The following is a 17,463-nucleotide window of genomic DNA, read 5'->3' as shown; positions in this document are numbered from 1 at the left end:
AAAACCGAGCAACAAAGAGTTAATCGTCCCTAGAAAGAACCCAAAGGGCAGCGCATGTTTGGTATCTATGCTGCGTTATCGCCTATTTATGGGGAATAACCACACTTCATAGGCTCTGCCTTGCCTAAATACCAAACACACTGCTGCAAATTTAACCTCGAAAGATAAACAGGCCCTAAATCTTGATCCCGAGAGTAAACAATTAAGGCGCCATCATATTGATGAAAAGCAATTACAACGCGCTGTTAAAAAAGCCGCTTTTGATGCAAATATTAATAAACACGTTACCCCACATTCTTTACGCCACTCTTTCGCTACGCATTTGCTGCAAAGCGGCGCTGATATACGTACAGTACAAACACAATTAGGTCACAGCGACGTGCGTACTACACAAATATATACTCATGTACTACAACAAGGTGCCAACGGGGTTATTAGCCCTTTTTCAAGATTATAAATATCTCAGTAACAAGGCAAAAATTTAGTTATATTGTTTGTCTATATGAGAAGTTTTTAACGCAGTTAATTAGAACGCTAAAATGTTCTACGCTTTAATTCAACGGGTATCCTACTCATGTTTTACAACAAAACGCCAACGCCATTATCAGCCCTTTTTCAAGGTTATAAATCTCCCCGATTTAAAACAAAAAAGCACGGCCCAAAAGCCATGCTTTTTTAAATTCAACCTCAAACTTACTTTACAAACGAATACCGCCGTCTATTTCAACAACGCGGCCGGTAAAAAAGTCGTTTTCAATTATGTATTGTGCGGTATGGGCAATTTCGTCGCTTTCGCCTAAGCGCCCTACTGGCGTTACTGCAAGCATACGTTGTTTGGCTTCTGGCTTCATGGCGTCGGTCATGGCGGTGCTTATTACACCTGGTGCAATAGCGCCTACGCGTATACCAAATCGACCAAGTTCTTTAGCCCATGTGGTGGTAAGTGCCACTACGCCTGCTTTTGATGCCGCGTAGTTTGTTTGGCCTATGTTACCTGCGCGCGCTACGCTCGACATATTGACTATAACGCCGCCTTTGCCTGATTCAATCATGTGGCTTGCAGCTTCCCGCCCTGCTAAAAACACACCGGTCAGGTTTACATCAATCACTGATTGAAATTGCTCAAGAGACATTTTTTTAACGACTTTACCGTCTTTTGCCTTTATAAACATGCCGTCGCGTAAAATACCGGCGTTGTTTATAAGCACATCAATGTGGCCAAAATCGCTGTTAATAGTATTAAATACGTTTTCTACTTCGCTCTCATTTGTTACGTTTGCGGCATACCCTTTAATGCTGCCAGTGACACCCTCAAGTTGCGTTAACTGCTCGCATGCGGTGTTTAATAAGTCTTGTGCCATATCTATTAAAGCAATGTTTGCGCCCATAAGTGCAAACTTTTGCGCCATTGCAAAGCCTAAACCTTGTGCGCCACCGGTTATTACTACCGTGTTATTTTTAATTTCCACGCGTTGCTCCTACTTAGAAAACAGTTTAAAAATGGCACTAAAGTCATCACTACCCGCACCTTGGTGCTGTAGCATAGTGTATAAATTTTTAGCCATTGAACCCATAGGGGTTGATGAATTACTTTGCTGCGCGGCTTCCATGGCAAGTCCTAGGTCTTTAGCCATTAAATCAACCATAAAGCCTGGTTTGTAATCGTTACTAGCCGGTGCGGTATCCATTACACCTGGGCAAGGGTTGTAAAGCTCAAGCGTCCAGTTACGGCCAGAGCTTGCAGTCATAATGTCGCTAAGTACTTTAGGATCTAAGCCGTTATTTATACCCATTTGCAGTGCTTCGCTGGTGCCTGCCATTAAAATACTGAGTAGCATGTTATTACATATTTTTGCTACTTGTCCTGCGCCAATATCGCCTGCATGAAATATGTTTTTACCCATATCACTCAGCACTGTATGTGCTTTATCGAACGCGGTTTTCTCGCCGCCTACAATAAAAGTAAGTGTGCCTGCGGTTGCGCCTGCAACGCCGCCCGATACCGGTGCATCTACAAAGCTTATGCCTTGTTTGCCAAGTGCACTGCCTACAACACGGGCTGATTCTGCATCTATTGTTGAGCAATCAATTACTAATGTATTTTTGCTCAGCACGTTAATTAAACCGCTGTCGTCGTTATTTCCTAAATACAGCGATTTAACATGCTTGCCTGCAGGTAACATACTAATAAGTACGTCAGCATTGGTTGCGCACTGCTTTGCATCAATCGCAGCTTTTGCGCCTTTGTTTGCAAGTTCATTTACGACCGACTGGTTTAAATCGAACACACTCACAGTATGTCCAGCGTTAATTAAGTTAGCCGCCATTGGGCCGCCCATATTACCTAAGCCGATAAAACCAATATTGAGTTTAGTCATCGTCTTTCCTTTATGTGTGTGATGGCGTGTCTAAGCCATTGAGTGGGTGGTTTTCGCCAAAGCGGTTAGCAAAAAAACTGTCGATTATTGTTTGTGGTACATCACTAAGTGTTTTGTACTGCCAATTAGGCGCGCCGTCTTTATCTATTAATAGCGCCCTTACACCTTCTTGAAACTCGCCTACTTCGCCAGCGCGAACCGACATACCCAGCTCCATCTTAAAACACGCTAATAAGCTTTTGCCTTGGCTTGTTTTTAATTGCTCACTAACGAGTGCGCAGCTTAGGGGGCATCCGTGTTTAAGTGACTTTTGAGCGCGCTGTAGCCATTTATCGTCAGTAGCTAGCCCTAAAATATAATCAACTTGCTCCTGCAAGGTTGTAAATTCACCCAGCTTTTGAATTGTTTTTAAATTAGCTTTTATATTGCCTTTTGGCATACGCGCAGATTGGTTGTCTAAATCGGTGAGTAAATCGGTTAATCGCTCATGATTTAAGCTTGCGGTTTTGCCCCATTTAGCTGCTAAAATTTGCGCAAGCATGGAATCATATTTAGTGCTGTCGATGGAGTGATCGGCAAGTGATACAAAACGTGCGTCTTCGCAGTTAATTGATGCCGACGTTAGCCCTAAAAATAACCCGACGCTTTGTGGCATTTTATGTAAAAAGTAACTACCGCCTACATCTGGGTATAAACCAATGGTTTGCTCTGGCATCGCAATGCGTGAACTTTCAGTTACAACGCGGTGGCTAGCACCGGCCATTAACCCTAAACCGCCACCCATTACTATGCCGTTACCCCAAACAAGGATTGGTTTATCAAAGGTATGAATAAGATAATCAAGCTTGTACTCAAGCGTAAAAAACTCTTCAACTAAGCTTTTTGGTTTACCTTGCGCCATTGCATGATGAAGGCTTACAACATCGCCGCCGGCACAAAATGCTTTATCGCCTGCGCCTTTTAACAACACCATTGCAATAGCATCATCGTCTTGCCAAGCTCGCAGCTGCGGCTCAAGTAATTTGATCATCTCAAAATTAAGTGCATTTAAGGCTTTTGGCGCGTTGAGTGTAATAAGCCCTATTAAACTGCCGTTTTCTGCGGTTGCGGTTTCAAATACCACGGGCTCATCGGCGCTATTTAATAATGTTAAAGCACTCATTAGCCGTTTACCCAGTTAGCACGGCGTTTTTCTAAAAAGGCATTTACGCCTTCTTGTTGATCTTCGGTATCAAATAAACCAACAAATAACTCGCGCTCAAGAGGCAATACACTTGCCATGGGTTGATGACGCCCTTTTTGAATCAATGTTTTACACGCAGCGACTGAGGTAGGGCTTTGCTCGCTTACTTGGTTTGCAAGTTTTAGTGCCGCCGCAAAGCTTTCACCCTCTGATACTACTTCTTCAACTAAGCCAATTTGCAGGGCTTTATCGGCTTTTAAGCGCTCGCCGCATAAAATCATGCGTTTTGCCCAGCCTTCGCCAACTAGCCATGCTAAATTTTGTGTGCCACCCGCGCACGGTAATAACCCTACTTTAGCTTCAGGAAGCGCCATTTGTGCTTGCTCTTCTGCTATACGTACGTCGCACGCAAGGGCAACCTCTAAGCCACCGCCCATTGCATAACCGTTTATGGCTGCAACCGACACACCTCTAAAGTTAGTAAGCGCTTCAAATGCTTCACCAAATACACGCGACATATCGGCGGCTACGCCTTTATCGCCACTGGCGAATACGTTTAGGTCGGCACCCGCGCTAAAAAACTTCTCGCCTTCACCAGTCAGCACTAATGCATAAATGTTTTTATTATTATTAAGCTCATTAACTTTGTTTTTTAAATCAATTAAGGTGTCTTTTGTCCAGGTGTTTGCTGGCGGATTAGACATTGTTAAAATTGCAACATGACCTTCGGTTGTAAGTTCAATACTCGGATTAGATTTAGATTCTGACATACATTGCTCCTTATAAAACGTCGCTTGCTGACTCAGCTAAAATACGGCGCGCAATAATTACACGCATAATTTCGTTAGTACCTTCTAAAATTTGATGAACACGTACATCACGTACATGGCGCTCAAGCGGGTATTCTTTTATGTAACCGTAACCACCATGAATTTGCAGTGCGTCGTTACATACGGTAAAGCCAATATCGGTAGCAAAGCGTTTAGCCATGGCGCAGTAAGTGGTTTTTTCAACGTCGTTATTATCAAGTTTAAATGCAGCAAGCCTGACCATTTGGCGCGCAGCTACAAGCTCGGTATTCATATCGGCAATTTTAAATTGCAACGCTTGAAACGCAGCCAATGGTTTACCAAATTGGGTGCGTTCTTTTAAATATTCACGAGCGGTGTTAAGCGCCGCTTGCGCTGTACCAATTGAACATGTGGCAATGTTTATCCTGCCGCCATCAAGGCCTTGCATCGCAAATTTAAAGCCTTCGCCCTCTGCGCCTAATAAGTTATGCGCAGGAATGCGCACATCTTCAAAGCTAATTAGGCGTGTTGGTTGTGCGTTCCAACCCATTTTTTCTTCTGCTTTGCCGTATTCAACGCCTTTTGCGTCGGCAGGCACTACAAATGCCGAAATACCCGCAGCGCCTTCGCCGCCTGTACGTGCCATTACAACTAATACTTCGGTTTCGCCCGCGCCCGATATAAACATTTTTGAGCCGTTAATAACGTACTCATCACCCTCAAGCACGGCTTTTGTTTTAAGTGATGCGGCATCTGAGCCCGAGCCTGGCTCTGTTAAACAGTAAGAGGCAAGTAGCTCGCCCATGACTAATTGCTCTACGTATTTGTCTTTAACAGCATCGGTACCAAAACTTGCTACCATCCAGGTGGCCATATTATGAATGGTTAACATGGCCGTTGTTGCTGTACAGCCCATAGCAAGCTGCTCAAAAATAATACTCGAATCTAAACGAGATAAACCAAGGCCGCCTGCTTCCTCTGGCGTGTATAAACCACAAAAACCAAGCTCGCCCGCTGCTTTAATCGTGTCTTTAGGAAAAATATGCTCGCGATCCCATTTTGCTGCATAGGGTGCAAGTTCCGACTCGGCAAATTGGCGTGCTGTTTGCGCAAAGGCTTGTTGATCTTCAGATAAGTTAAAGTCCATGTTAGACCTCTTTAATTGTGTAAGTTATGTTAGTTGTGTTGTTAGTGTTTCCCGTCAAGGGAGTCGTTCGTGACGAGCGGCGAAGGCTTATGTGTGTTGTGTGTGAAGTAGCCTTCGCGCCCATCTTTATTATTAATTATTCTTTTATTTACTCATTTTTTAATTACGATTATTTTAAGTTAATGCTCATGTTTGGACCCGACGCAATGTCGTCTTCAAACCAACGTGAGGTAATTGTTTTAGTTTCTGTGTAAAAACGAATGCCTTGTTTACCGTACGTGTGAGTATCGCCATAAAACGAGCCTTTCCAACCAGTGAACGAAAAGAACGGCAGTGGCACCGGAATTGGCACATTAATACCTACTTGGCCTACTTCAATTTCGTGTTGGAATTTACGAGCCACTGCGCCGCTTGACGTAAATAATGAGGTGCCGTTACCGTAAGGGCTGTCGTTAATAAGTGCGATTGCTTCATCAAGCGTGTCTACAAACATACACGCCAGTACTGGGCCAAATATTTCTTCTTTGTATAAATCCATCTCTTTTGTAACATCGGTAAATAACGTTGGGCCAACCCAGTTACCTTGCTCATACCCTTCAACCGTAAAGTCAGAACCATCAATTAAACAAGTAGCGCCTTGCTCTTTACCACCGGCAATGAGTGATAAAATACGTGCTTTTGCTGCTTTTGATGTTTGCGGCCCGTATGCTGCATTTGCATCATCCCACACGCCTGGGCGTACATTTTCAAAGCCTGCTTTAATTTCATCTACCCACTGACTTGCTTGACCTACAAATACAGCAACCGAAATACCCATACAACGTTGGCCAGCTGCACCGACTGATGCGCCCACTAGGTTGTTTACAACGTGCGATTTACTTGCATCAGGCATAATAACCATGTGATTTTTAGCACCAACACACGCTTGCACACGTTTAAGATTTTGTGTGCCTTTAGAATAAATATAAGCACCTACGCCACACGAGCCAACAAACGAAATAGCGCGTACTGCTTTGTCTTCTAGTAAGCGATCTACTTGTGGTTTTGTGCCGTGAACAACTTGTAATACGCCTTTTGGTGCGCCTGCTTCAATAAATAGCTCTGCTAAGCGCATCGGTGTAAGTGGATCTTGCTCAGACGGTTTTAAAATAAAGGTGTTACCACACACAATAGCCAGCGGGAACATCCAAAGGGGGATCATTGCAGGGAAGTTAAATGGTGTTACGCCCGCACATACACCAAGTGGCTGCATGTAAGAATACGTATCGATTTTACGCGCTACGTTTTCCATTGTTTCACCCATCATTAATGATGGTGCGTTAGCGGCTTGTTCTACTACTTCAATACCACGCCAAACATCGCCTTTTGCATCTTCAAATGTTTTACCCAATTCGTGGCAAATAATGGTAGCAAGCTCATCGTGGTGTTCTTTTAATAGCGCCGCGTACTTCATCATAATGCGAGCACGTTCAGTAATGGGTACGTCTTTCCATGCTTTAAATGTCTCAGAGGCTGAGGCAATTGCCGCGTCCATTTCTGACTCGGTGGTACATGGCACCTGTGCAAGTACTTCTTGAGTTGCAGGGTTTATCACATCGATAAGCTCTTTTGATGCTGATTGAATAAATTCGCCGTCTATAAGTAGTGGAACTTGATGCATGGTTAAATCCTATTGTGTCAGTGTGTTAGTTTTTATTTTAAAAAACGCAGCTTTATTATTGATTTTGGTGCTGCGTATTTTTAGTATTTAAATATTACTTAGTATGCCTCAACAGCCATTGCAACTGCTTCACCGCCACCAATACATAAAGAGGCAATGCCTTTTTTAAGGCCACGGTTTTTAAGGGCATGAATAAGTGTGACTAAAATGCGCGCGCCGCTTGCACCTATTGGGTGACCCAATGCACACGCGCCGCCATTAACGTTTACTTTGCTTGCATCAAGTTTTAGCTCGTTAATAGCCAGCATAGTTACCATGGCAAATGCTTCGTTAATTTCCCAAAGGTCAACATCGTTTACAGCCCAACCTGCTTTTTCAAGCACGCTATTCATCGCCCCTACTGGCGCTACGGTAAACTCGCTTGGTTTTTGAGAATGCGTACTGTGCGCCACAATTTTACAAAGCGGTGTTAAGCCCTGCTCTTTTGCTTTTGATTCGCTCATTAATATAAGCGCTGCGCCACCGTCTGAAATTGACGATGAATTAGCCGCTGTAATGGTGCCGTCTTTTTTAAACGCTGCACGTAAGCTTGGTATTTTTTCAGGGCGGGCATTACCAGGTTGCTCGTCAATCGATACTGTTACATCACCTTTGCGTGTTTGCATCGTATGAGGTGCAACTTCGTTATCGAAGCTACCGTTTTCTATAGCGGCTTTTGCTTTACTTAATGAGCCCAGTGCAAACGCATCCATTTGCTCGCGGCCAATGCCGTATTCGTCAGCGGTGTCTTGTGCAAAGCAACCCATTGCTTTGTTATCGTAAGCATCTTCAAGGCCATCGCTCATCATGTGATCTTTTATTTCACCGTGACCCATGCGCATTCCGCCACGCGCTTTTGGAATAAAGTACGGTGCGTTAGTCATGCTTTCCATACCACCGGCAATAGCTGATTGTATAGAGCCCGCTTTAATTAAGTCATTTGCAAGCATAGCGGCTTTTAAACCAGAGCCACATACCTTGTTAATTGTTGTAGCACCTGTGCTAAGTGCAAGCCCTGCTTTTAACATGGCTTGTCGTGCGGGCGCTTGCCCAAGGCCTGCGGGTAAAACACAGCCCATAATTACTTCGTCTATTGCATCATTAGCTAAACCAGTTTGTGCAAGTACACTTGCAATGGCGGTAGCGCCAAGCTCGGTAGACTGCGCATCACTTAACGCTCCCATAAATCCACCCATTGGGGTGCGTTTTGCTGCTACAATTACCACTGATTCTAAAGTCATAACTAACTCCGTTGTATTTATATGCAAATAGTTGTTAGTATATTTGCTCTATTAATTTAGTATTCATTTATTATTCGATTACCCTACACAATACTAACGTTTACGCTAACGTCAACTAAAAACAGTTTAATTTTTAGTTTTAAAAGTGTAAGCATTACTCTTCAGCTATAAAGCTGCACCAAGAAAATAAAAACAAGCCATTGAATATTAACAATATGATTTGGTATTTCACACTTGCATTCCTTAATAAATAGTTTCGAACCACGCCAAGCTTTACCTTTACGTAAACTTCACTTATATTGGAGTTATTCGAATGAGGTAAATACAGCTATGAAATCAGATAATCAAACAAACTTTGCAAGCTCAGCCAACCTGCCGGCCAGTAATGAACAAACATTTAGCATTAGCGAACTTGCTAAAGAATTTGACATTACCACCCGATCTATTCGTTTTTACGAAGATCAAGGGCTCGTTACACCTGAGCGAAACGGGCAAACCCGTATTTATTCAAAGCGCGATAAAGTGCGTTTAAAACTAATATTACGCGGTAAACGCCTTGGCTTTACATTGGCCGAAACAGGCCGTTTGTTTGAACTGTACGACGCAGATAAATCAAGCGCAAAACAGTTAGTTACTATGCTCGACTTAATTGCAGAGAAAAAATCAGATCTATCACAACAAATGGACGATATTAAAGTTGTTCTGATGGAATTAGTAACAGCGGAGCGCCGCTGCAGAGACACACTTAACAAAATAGACGAGTAGCCTATTTTAAGAATAACAACACACTGACGACACACAGGAATGAATCATGAGCACTATTTCACTATATAAAGAAATGAACTTTGGCCTTGGCGAAACTGCCGATATGATCCGCGACCACGTAAATAGTTTTGCAAGTCAGGAGATTGCCCCGCTTGCTGAAAAAACGGATTTAGATAACGCTTTTCCAAATCAACTTTGGACACAAATGGGCGAAATGGGCGTACTGGGTATGACCGTATCTGAAGAACTTGGCGGCGCAGGGTTAGGTTACTTAGAACATGTTATTGCTATGGAAGAAATTAGCCGTGCCAGTGCCTCTATTGGCCTAAGCTATGGCGCGCATTCAAACCTGTGTGTTAATCAAATTAACCGTAACGGCACACAAGCTCAAAAAGAAAAATACTTACCTAAGCTTATTAGTGGTGAGCACATTGGTGCCCTTGCAATGAGTGAGCCTAATGCGGGCTCTGACGTGGTATCGATGAAACTCAAAGCTGAGAAAAAAGGCGATAAGTACATTTTAAACGGCAACAAAATGTGGATCACCAATGGTCCTGACGCACACACGTTAGTAATTTACGCTAAAACAGATTTAAACGCCGGCGCTAAAGGCATTACCGCGTTTATTGTTGAGAGTGACTTCCCTGGTTTTTCAACGGCGCAAAAGCTCGACAAACTGGGCATGCGCGGCTCAAACACCTGTGAGCTGGTATTTGAAAACTGCGAAGTGCCCCAGGAGAATATTTTAGGTAACTTAAACGAAGGCGTTAAGGTACTTATGAGTGGCCTTGATTACGAGCGCGTAGTACTTGCAGCAGGCCCACTTGGCATAATGCAAGCGTGTATGGATATAGTTGTGCCGTATATTCATGAGCGTAAACAGTTCGATACCCCTATTGGTCAATTTCAGTTAATTCAGGGTAAAGTAGCCGACATGTATACACAAATGAATGCTGCGCGCTCATATGTATACACGGTAGCTAAAGCGTGTGACCGTGGTGAAACCACCCGTAAAGATGCCGCTGGTGCCATTTTATACGCCGCAGAGCTTGCAACTAAAATGGCGCTAGATGCAATTCAAATTTTAGGTGGCAATGGCTACATCAACGAATACGCCACAGGCCGCCTACTGCGTGATGCAAAACTATACGAAATAGGTGCAGGTACATCAGAAATACGCCGCATGCTTATTGGCCGCGAACTTTTCACTGAAAGCCGTTAAGGATTAAGCCATGACGATTTTAAAATCGAGCGTTAATCCTCACGATCCAACGTTTGTACAAAACCATAAAAACATGTCAGCGCTGGTGGATGATTTATGCGATAAAGTAGCCACAATTAGCCAAGGCGGAGGCGCTGCATTAAAGGAGCGCCACGAAGGCCGTGGTAAATTATTTGTACGCGATCGTATAAGTACGTTAATTGACGAAGGCTCACCATTTTTAGAAATTTCACAATTTGCTGCCTTTGGTGTATACCAGCAAGCAATACCGTGCGCCGGTGTTGTAGCTGGTATTGGCCGTGTTAAAGGCATTGAATGCATGATTATTGCAAACGATGCCACGGTTAAAGGCGGTACGTACTTTCCGCTGACCGTTAAAAAGCATTTACGTGCACAAGACATCGCAGAGCGCTGCCACTTACCGTGTATTTATCTTGTAGATTCGGGCGGTGCAAATCTGCCAGAGCAAGACGATGTATTTCCAGATAAGCTGCATTTTGGTCGTATTTTTTACAATCAAGCCCGCATGTCAGGTAAAGGTATCCCACAAATTGCCGTGGTAATGGGATTATGTACCGCAGGTGGTGCGTACGTACCTGCAATGGCCGATGAAAGCATTATTGTAAAAGATCAAGGCACTATATTTTTAGCAGGCCCGCCGCTTGTAAAAGCAGCAACTGGCGAAGAAGTAACTGCCGAAGAACTTGGCGGCGCCGATGTGCACTGTAAAGTGTCGGGTGTTGCCGATCACTACGCTGAAAATGACACCCATGCGCTTTCTATTGCGCGCCAATGTATTGAGCGTATTAATTACACACGTCCGACCGCGCCGTTACTTAAACAAGAGTTAGATGATGTAAAACCACCACGTTACGATATTAACGAGCTTTACGGCATTGTCGGCACCGACCTTAAAAAGCCGTTTGATGTACGCGAAGTCATAGCGCGCACAGTAGACGACTCATCATTTGATGAATTTAAACGCTACTTTGGTGAAACGCTCGTCACCGGTTTTGCCAGTATTTATGGCAACCCGGTTGGCATAGTGGCTAATAACGGTATTTTATTTAGTGAGTCGGCGCAAAAAGGGGCGCACTTTATTCAGCTGTGTGCTCAGCGCAATATTCCTTTAGTGTTTTTACAAAATATTACCGGCTTTATGGTAGGTAAAAAATACGAAGCCGAAGGTATTGCTAAGCACGGTGCTAAAATGGTGATGGCGGTTTCGTGTGCTGATGTGCCTAAATTTACAGTACTTATTGGCGGCTCTTACGGCGCAGGTAATTACGGTATGTGTGGTCGTGCATTTGAACCAACCATGATGTGGATGTGGCCAAATGCCCGTATTTCGGTAATGGGCGGCGAACAAGCTGCGGGTGTAATGGCACAAGTCAAACAAGATGGTTTAGCACGCAAAGGTCAAAGCATGAGCGAGCAAGAAATCACTGACTTTAAAAAGCCAATAATTGATCAGTACGAAGAGCAAGGTCATCCGTATTACGCAAGTGCACGCTTGTGGGATGACGGCATTATAGACCCTGCCGACACGCGTAATGTATTAGGGCTTGCGTTAACGGCTGCGAATAACGCACCACAACGTGATTCAAAATTTGGCGTATTTAGAATGTAACCGGAGCGCAAAATGTCAGTAACACTACAAATAACAAAATCTAATGTGGCTGTACTTGTGTTAAGCCGCCCAGAAAAAAGAAACGCATTTAATAGCGAAGTAATACACGAGCTTATTCAATGCATTGAACATGCTAATACGCTTGATATTCGTGCTTTGGTTTTAAAAACCGAAGGTAAGCATTTTTCAGCCGGTGCCGATTTAGCCTGGATGAAATCAATGGCAGATAACAACTACGCCGATAACCTAGCTGATTCAATGCAATTAGCTAAATTAATGCAGGTATTGGCAAGCTCGCCACACCCTACAATTTGCGCTGTACAAGGCGCTGCTTTTGGTGGTGCACTGGGCTTAATTGCTTGTTGCGACATAGCCCTTAGTAAAGACGATGCACAATTTTGCTTAAGTGAAGTAAAGTTGGGTCTTATTCCGGCTGTTATTAGTCCATACGTCATTAAAGCCATTGGTGAGCGCGCTGCTCGCAGATACTTTTTAACGGCTGAGGTGTTTGATGCCCATACTGCTAAACAATTGGGTTTAATTCATCAAGTAACCGGTAATTTAGACTGTGCGCTCGATAACATGCTGCAAACACTGATTGATAACGGACCTATTGCAGTAAAGGCGGCAAAAGCATTAATTAACGATGTAGCAAATAAGCCAATTACCGATGAACTCATTGAGCTTACCGCAGAGCGTATTGCAAAAATTCGCGTATCTGAAGAAGGTCAAGAAGGGCTAACTGCTTTTTTTGATAAACGCCCACCCGCTTGGCAACTGTAGGATTAATTATGAACACACAACGATTACAAAAAATACTGATTGCCAATCGTGGAGAAATTGCGTGCCGAGTAATGCGCACTGCAAAACAAATGGGCTTAATCACGGTCGCCGTTTATTCTGATGCAGACAAACATGCCCAGCACGTAAAAATGGCTGACGAGGCTTACCACATTGGTGCTGCACCAAGTAAAGATTCGTATTTAGTGGCAGACAAAATTTTACACGTTGCCAAAGATTGCGGCGCTGATTGCATTCACCCAGGATATGGTTTTTTATCTGAGAACAGCGAATTTGCTAAAGCCTGCGAAGCGAACAATATTGCTTTTGTAGGACCACCAGCAAGCAGCATTGAAGCAATGGGGTCTAAAACCCGCGCTAAAGAAATAATGGCTGCTGCTAACGTGCCGTTAGTACCTGGTTATTATGGTGATAAACAAGAGCCCGTTTTTTTACAAAGTGAAGCTGAAAAAATTGGCTACCCTGTACTCATTAAAGCGGCCTTTGGTGGCGGTGGTAAAGGCATGCGCGTGGTACAAAGCGCCAAGCAATTTATGAGCGCACTTGAGGGCGCACAACGAGAAGCGATTGCCGGTTTTGGTAACGACTTAGTGTTATTAGAGCGCTATGTAAACCAGCCTCGCCATGTTGAAGTACAAGTATTTGCAGATAACCACGGTAACTGTGTTTATTTAGGCGACCGTGATTGCTCTTTGCAACGTCGTCATCAAAAAGTAATTGAAGAAGCCCCTGCTCCGGGTTTATCTGACGAGCTACGCAAAGAAATGGGCGAAGCGGCTGTACGTTGTGCGCTGGCTATAAATTATAGAGGCGCAGGTACGGTTGAGTTTTTACTGTGTGGCGATGAATTTTTCTTTATGGAAATGAATACACGCCTTCAAGTAGAACACCCTGTAACCGAAATGGTAACCGGTGTAGATTTAGTCAATTGGCAAATTAATATTGCGGGTGGGCAAACATTGCCACTGACACAAAGTGATATTCAATTGCAAGGTCATAGCTTTGAAGCGCGTATATACGCAGAAGATCCAGCCAACGACTTTATCCCTTGCTCGGGCACTATAGAAGCGCTACATGCACCACTTAACAGTGAATTTGTACGCATTGATACAGGCATTGCACAAGGCGACGAAATCAGCCCGTTTTACGATCCTATGATCGCAAAACTTATTGTGCACGACGACAATCGCGAACAAGCTTTGAGCCGCTTACAGCACGCCCTTGAGCAATTTCATTTAGCGGGTTTTAGCACTAACATTGGCTTTTTACATAATTTAGCAAGCCACCCTACCTTTAAACAAGGTGCGCCAAGTACACACTTTATTGCAGAGCAAGGCGACTCGTTAGTTGCGGTTAACGAATCGTTATTACAAGCAAGTCAGCTTATTGGTGCTTTTGCGTATTTAGAATCATTATCTAACACCAAAAATGCGCAAAGCAGTGCAAGCCCGTGGCAACAACTAAGCGGTTTTACACTCAATGCACCGCAAGCAATCAAAGTCCCTTTTGCCGATTTACAGCTAAGCGCTATAAAAACGGCAGCGGGCTATAGTATTACGCATAACGAGCACGTATTTAACCTACAAGGCACATTGAATAATGGTCTTTGCACTGTATTTATTAATGGCGAAAAACATAGCGCGCACGTAACTACGGTAGATAATAATACTGTTGGCAATATTGTCACTGTTATGAATAAAGCACTGCAAACTAAGCTTGAACTAGTTGATAAACATTATATTAGTTCGCACGAAAGTGAAGCTCTACCGCTTGCCGCCCCACTCAATGGCACTGTAGTTAAGCACTTAATCGACATTGGTAGCACAATTACCAAAGGTGATGCGGTTGTTATTATTGAAGCCATGAAAATGGAATACACGCTTAACGCACCACATGACGGCATTTTAAAAAGCTACTGTTTTGGTGAAGGCGAACTGGTAACGCATGGAGCCTTACTTGCTATCGTAGAAGATACGACTGAGGAAGGTGTATAATGAGTGCCTTTGCAAATAAAGTTCGTATTGTTGAAGTTGGCGCGCGAGACGGTCTACAAAACGAAAAAACAGTAAGCACAGCCGATAAAGTAGCGCTTATTAACGCCCTAAGTGCTGCAGGTTTGAAAGATATTGAAGCTGGCGCGTTTGTCTCCCCTAAGTGGGTGCCACAAATGGCAGACTCAGCGGATGTAATTTCAGCGCTAGATTTACCCGATGTAAATTTAAGCGCCCTTACCCCTAACTTAAAAGGCGCACATGCAGCGCACGCTGTCGGCATTAAAGAGTTTGCTATATTTACCGCTGCGAGTGAGTCGTTTTGTCAAAAAAATATAAACTGCTCAATTGATGAAAGTATTGAACGCTTTAGTGAAGTAATGGCGTTTGCTAAAGCTAATAATATTCGTGTACGTGGTTATGTAAGCTGTGTGCTAGGTTGCCCCTATGAGGGTGAGATTGACCCGCAAGCAGTATTAAGTGTATCGCAAAAGCTATTAGATTTAGGCTGTTACGAAGTAAGCCTTGGCGATACCATAGGTGTTGGCACCGCAAAAAAAGTAACGCAATTAATCGAGTTACTTTTAACGCACATTGATAAAGCCAAACTTGCCGTGCATTTTCATGATACATACGGCCAAGCGCTCACAAATATTTACGCGGCTTTAAGTCTAGGTATAGCAACGGTTGACGCGGCAGTTGCAGGCCTTGGTGGCTGTCCTTATGCTAAGGGGGCGTCAGGAAATGTTGCCACCGAAGATGTGGTTTACTTACTGCAAGGGCTTGGCATTGAGCATGGAATTGATTTACAAAGGTTAAGTAACGCTGGCTGGGAGATAACCAAAGTACTTGGTAAGCAACCTGTGAGCAAAGTATCTGTGGCACTACACACTAAATAGCTATCTCATAAAATGATGATTCAAGATAGTTAACAACAAATAGCACACAATGAGGAGAGACTCATGGCCGGTTTTGATAAGGTAGTTTCTAGTTACGAAGCTGCAATGGAAGGATTAAAAGACGGCGATACCATTATTGCCGGTGGTTTTGGTTTATGTGGTATTCCTGAGGGCTTAATTAAACAAATTAAGCAGATGCAAACAAAAGACTTAACCGTAGTATCTAATAACTGTGGTGTTGATGACTTTGGTTTAGGTATTTTATTACAGGACAAGCAAATTAAAAAAGTAGTTGCCTCATACGTTGGCGAAAACGCCCTATTCGAGCAGCAGTTATTAAGTGGCGAAATTGACGTTGAGCTTACGCCTCAAGGCACACTTGCTGAAAAAATGCGCGCTGGTGGCGCGGGTATACCCGCGTTTTACACTGCAACCGGTTACGGCACTCCAGTAGCTGAGGGCAAAGATGTAAAAGAGTTTAATGGTCGCCCGTATATTTTAGAAGAATCGATAACGGGTGAATTTGCCATTGTTAAAGCGTGGAAAGCCGATCGTTATGGCAATTTAGTGTTTAGACACACCGCCATGAACTTTAACCCAATGGCTGCAACGGCGGGTAAAATTACTGTTGCCGAAGTAGAAGAAATAGTAGAGCCGGGTGAGCTTGAGCCAAGCCAAATTCATACCCCTGGTATTTTTGTAAATCGCGTTATTAAAGGCAACTTTGAAAAACGCATTGAACGTGTAACTACACGAGATTAAGCGGGAGCATAATTATGGCATTATCACGTGAACAAGTTGCAATGCGCGTTGCACAAGAACTACAAGATGGTTACTACGTAAATTTGGGCATAGGAATTCCGACACTCGTCGCAAACTATGTACCGGATGATATTGAAGTTATGTTACAGTCCGAAAATGGCCTTTTAGGCATGGGTCCGTACCCGATTAAAGCAGAGCTAGACGCCGATATGATAAACGCGGGTAAAGAAACCGTGACAGCAGCCAAAGGTGCAGCCATATTTAATAGTGCAGATAGTTTTGCCATGATACGGGGTGGTCATGTAGACTTAACGGTTCTGGGTGCATTTGAAGTTGACCAGAACGGCAACATCGCATCGTGGATGATCCCTAAAAAGCTGATTAAAGGCATGGGTGGCGCGATGGATTTAGTCGCTGGCGCGAAAAACATTATTGTTACTATGACCCATGCAAGTAAGCATGGTGACTCGAAACTATTAGAGGCCTGCTCTTTACCGCTGACTGGCGTAAATTGCGTTAAAAAAATAGTAACAGATTTAGCCGTACTTGAAGTTAAAGACGGCGCATTTCATTTACTCGAACGTGCTCCGGGCGTATCGGTTGATGAAATCATTAGTAAAACAGCAGGTAAATTACTTGTTGATGGTGAAGTACCAGAAATGGTTTTTTAGTAACTTTTAATAAGTTAACTTAAATAACGCTTTACCCTGTACCGACCTCATTCCCAGTGCCAATGGCGCTGAGTTACCCAAAATCCCTCGCAAGAGGGATTTTTTTTACCCTTTCATATTATATTTAGGCTAATACCAAACTGCATAAATCTTTGATCAATTTAACGAATTAAATTGTACTATAACGTCGTTAAAAATTTTTTATTTAGAACAACTAGATACAAAAATTTTTGCCTAGTTCTAGCGTAATTTTCTTAACGTTAAATAGACCCTATATATAAGC

General features: G+C 43.4%; 15 protein-coding genes and 1 pseudogene. 9 read left to right on the top strand and 7 right to left on the bottom strand.

Going from position 1 to position 17,463, the window contains the following annotated elements; translation table 11 throughout:
• Positions 1 to 175: 175 nt before the first annotated feature.
• Positions 176 to 457, top strand: a pseudogene (locus CWB66_RS09195) (tyrosine-type recombinase/integrase); the annotation flags it as partial.
• A gap of 241 nt (positions 458 to 698) precedes the next feature.
• On the opposite strand, the gene CWB66_RS09190 reads toward CWB66_RS09195, so the two are convergent.
• From CWB66_RS09190 to CWB66_RS09160, 7 genes are all read right to left on the bottom strand, one after another.
• Positions 699 to 1,469: an SDR family oxidoreductase gene (locus CWB66_RS09190; RefSeq protein ID WP_138585148.1), complete on the bottom strand. Its 771-nt coding sequence runs from the start codon at positions 1,467 to 1,469 to the stop codon at positions 699 to 701.
• Between the two features lie 9 nt (positions 1,470 to 1,478).
• Positions 1,479 to 2,378: a 3-hydroxyisobutyrate dehydrogenase gene (gene mmsB, locus CWB66_RS09185; RefSeq protein ID WP_138585147.1), complete on the bottom strand. Its 900-nt coding sequence runs from the start codon at positions 2,376 to 2,378 to the stop codon at positions 1,479 to 1,481.
• A 10-nt stretch (positions 2,379 to 2,388) separates the two neighbouring features.
• Positions 2,389 to 3,540, bottom strand: coding sequence for an enoyl-CoA hydratase/isomerase family protein (locus tag CWB66_RS09180; protein WP_138585146.1), 1,152 nt, complete (start codon positions 3,538 to 3,540; stop codon positions 2,389 to 2,391).
• On the bottom strand, positions 3,540 to 4,331 hold the full coding sequence (locus CWB66_RS09175) for an enoyl-CoA hydratase (RefSeq protein ID WP_138585145.1): 792 nt from the start codon (positions 4,329 to 4,331) through the stop codon (positions 3,540 to 3,542). Before CWB66_RS09175 ends, CWB66_RS09180 begins: the two co-directional genes overlap by 1 nt.
• Positions 4,332 to 4,341: 10 nt before the next feature.
• Positions 4,342 to 5,499 carry an acyl-CoA dehydrogenase family protein gene (locus tag CWB66_RS09170; RefSeq protein WP_138585144.1) on the bottom strand — a complete coding sequence of 386 codons (1,158 nt, stop codon included), beginning with the start codon at positions 5,497 to 5,499 and terminating at the stop codon, positions 4,342 to 4,344.
• Positions 5,500 to 5,668: 169 nt separating this feature from the next.
• A complete protein-coding gene (locus CWB66_RS09165; protein WP_138585143.1) occupies positions 5,669 to 7,159 on the bottom strand; it encodes a CoA-acylating methylmalonate-semialdehyde dehydrogenase in 1,491 nt (496 codons plus the stop codon).
• A 98-nt stretch (positions 7,160 to 7,257) separates the two neighbouring features.
• The gene (locus tag CWB66_RS09160; protein ID WP_138585142.1) at positions 7,258 to 8,439 is read right to left on the bottom strand and encodes a thiolase family protein; all 1,182 of its coding nucleotides are present in this window, start codon (positions 8,437 to 8,439) and stop codon (positions 7,258 to 7,260) included.
• Positions 8,440 to 8,769: 330 nt separating this feature from the next.
• Here CWB66_RS09160 and CWB66_RS09155 point away from each other — a divergent pair, with 330 nt between their 5' ends.
• The 8 genes from CWB66_RS09155 (at position 8,770) to CWB66_RS09120 (ending at position 17,180) form a co-directional block, all read left to right on the top strand.
• Entirely contained in the window at positions 8,770 to 9,204 is a 435-nt protein-coding gene (locus CWB66_RS09155; protein WP_077537935.1) for a MerR family transcriptional regulator, read from the top strand.
• Positions 9,205 to 9,250: 46 nt separating this feature from the next.
• Positions 9,251 to 10,426, top strand: coding sequence for an isovaleryl-CoA dehydrogenase (locus CWB66_RS09150; RefSeq protein ID WP_077537936.1), 1,176 nt, complete (start codon positions 9,251 to 9,253; stop codon positions 10,424 to 10,426).
• Between the two features lie 10 nt (positions 10,427 to 10,436).
• Positions 10,437 to 12,056 carry a carboxyl transferase domain-containing protein gene (locus tag CWB66_RS09145; RefSeq protein WP_138585141.1) on the top strand — a complete coding sequence of 540 codons (1,620 nt, stop codon included), beginning with the start codon at positions 10,437 to 10,439 and terminating at the stop codon, positions 12,054 to 12,056.
• A gap of 12 nt (positions 12,057 to 12,068) precedes the next feature.
• Positions 12,069 to 12,839 (top strand): enoyl-CoA hydratase/isomerase family protein, encoded by a 771-nt coding sequence (locus CWB66_RS09140; protein ID WP_138585140.1) that lies wholly within the window; start codon positions 12,069 to 12,071, stop codon positions 12,837 to 12,839.
• An 8-nt stretch (positions 12,840 to 12,847) separates the two neighbouring features.
• Positions 12,848 to 14,851, top strand: coding sequence for an acetyl/propionyl/methylcrotonyl-CoA carboxylase subunit alpha (locus CWB66_RS09135; RefSeq protein WP_138585139.1), 2,004 nt, complete (start codon positions 12,848 to 12,850; stop codon positions 14,849 to 14,851).
• Positions 14,851 to 15,747: a hydroxymethylglutaryl-CoA lyase gene (locus tag CWB66_RS09130; protein WP_138585138.1), complete on the top strand. Its 897-nt coding sequence runs from the start codon at positions 14,851 to 14,853 to the stop codon at positions 15,745 to 15,747. Before CWB66_RS09135 ends, CWB66_RS09130 begins: the two co-directional genes overlap by 1 nt.
• Positions 15,748 to 15,810: 63 nt before the next feature.
• Positions 15,811 to 16,509 (top strand): CoA transferase subunit A, encoded by a 699-nt coding sequence (locus CWB66_RS09125; RefSeq protein ID WP_138585137.1) that lies wholly within the window; start codon positions 15,811 to 15,813, stop codon positions 16,507 to 16,509.
• 14 nt (positions 16,510 to 16,523) lie between these two features.
• Entirely contained in the window at positions 16,524 to 17,180 is a 657-nt protein-coding gene (locus CWB66_RS09120) for a 3-oxoacid CoA-transferase subunit B (RefSeq protein ID WP_138585136.1), read from the top strand.
• Positions 17,181 to 17,463 lie beyond the last annotated feature (283 nt).

Source organism: Pseudoalteromonas sp. S558 (genome assembly GCF_005886635.1).
GTDB classification, from domain to species: Bacteria; Pseudomonadota; Gammaproteobacteria; order Enterobacterales; family Alteromonadaceae; genus Pseudoalteromonas; species Pseudoalteromonas aliena.
Note: the sequence above shows the minus strand (reverse complement) of the source record. Positions and strands in the feature narration are given on the sequence as shown.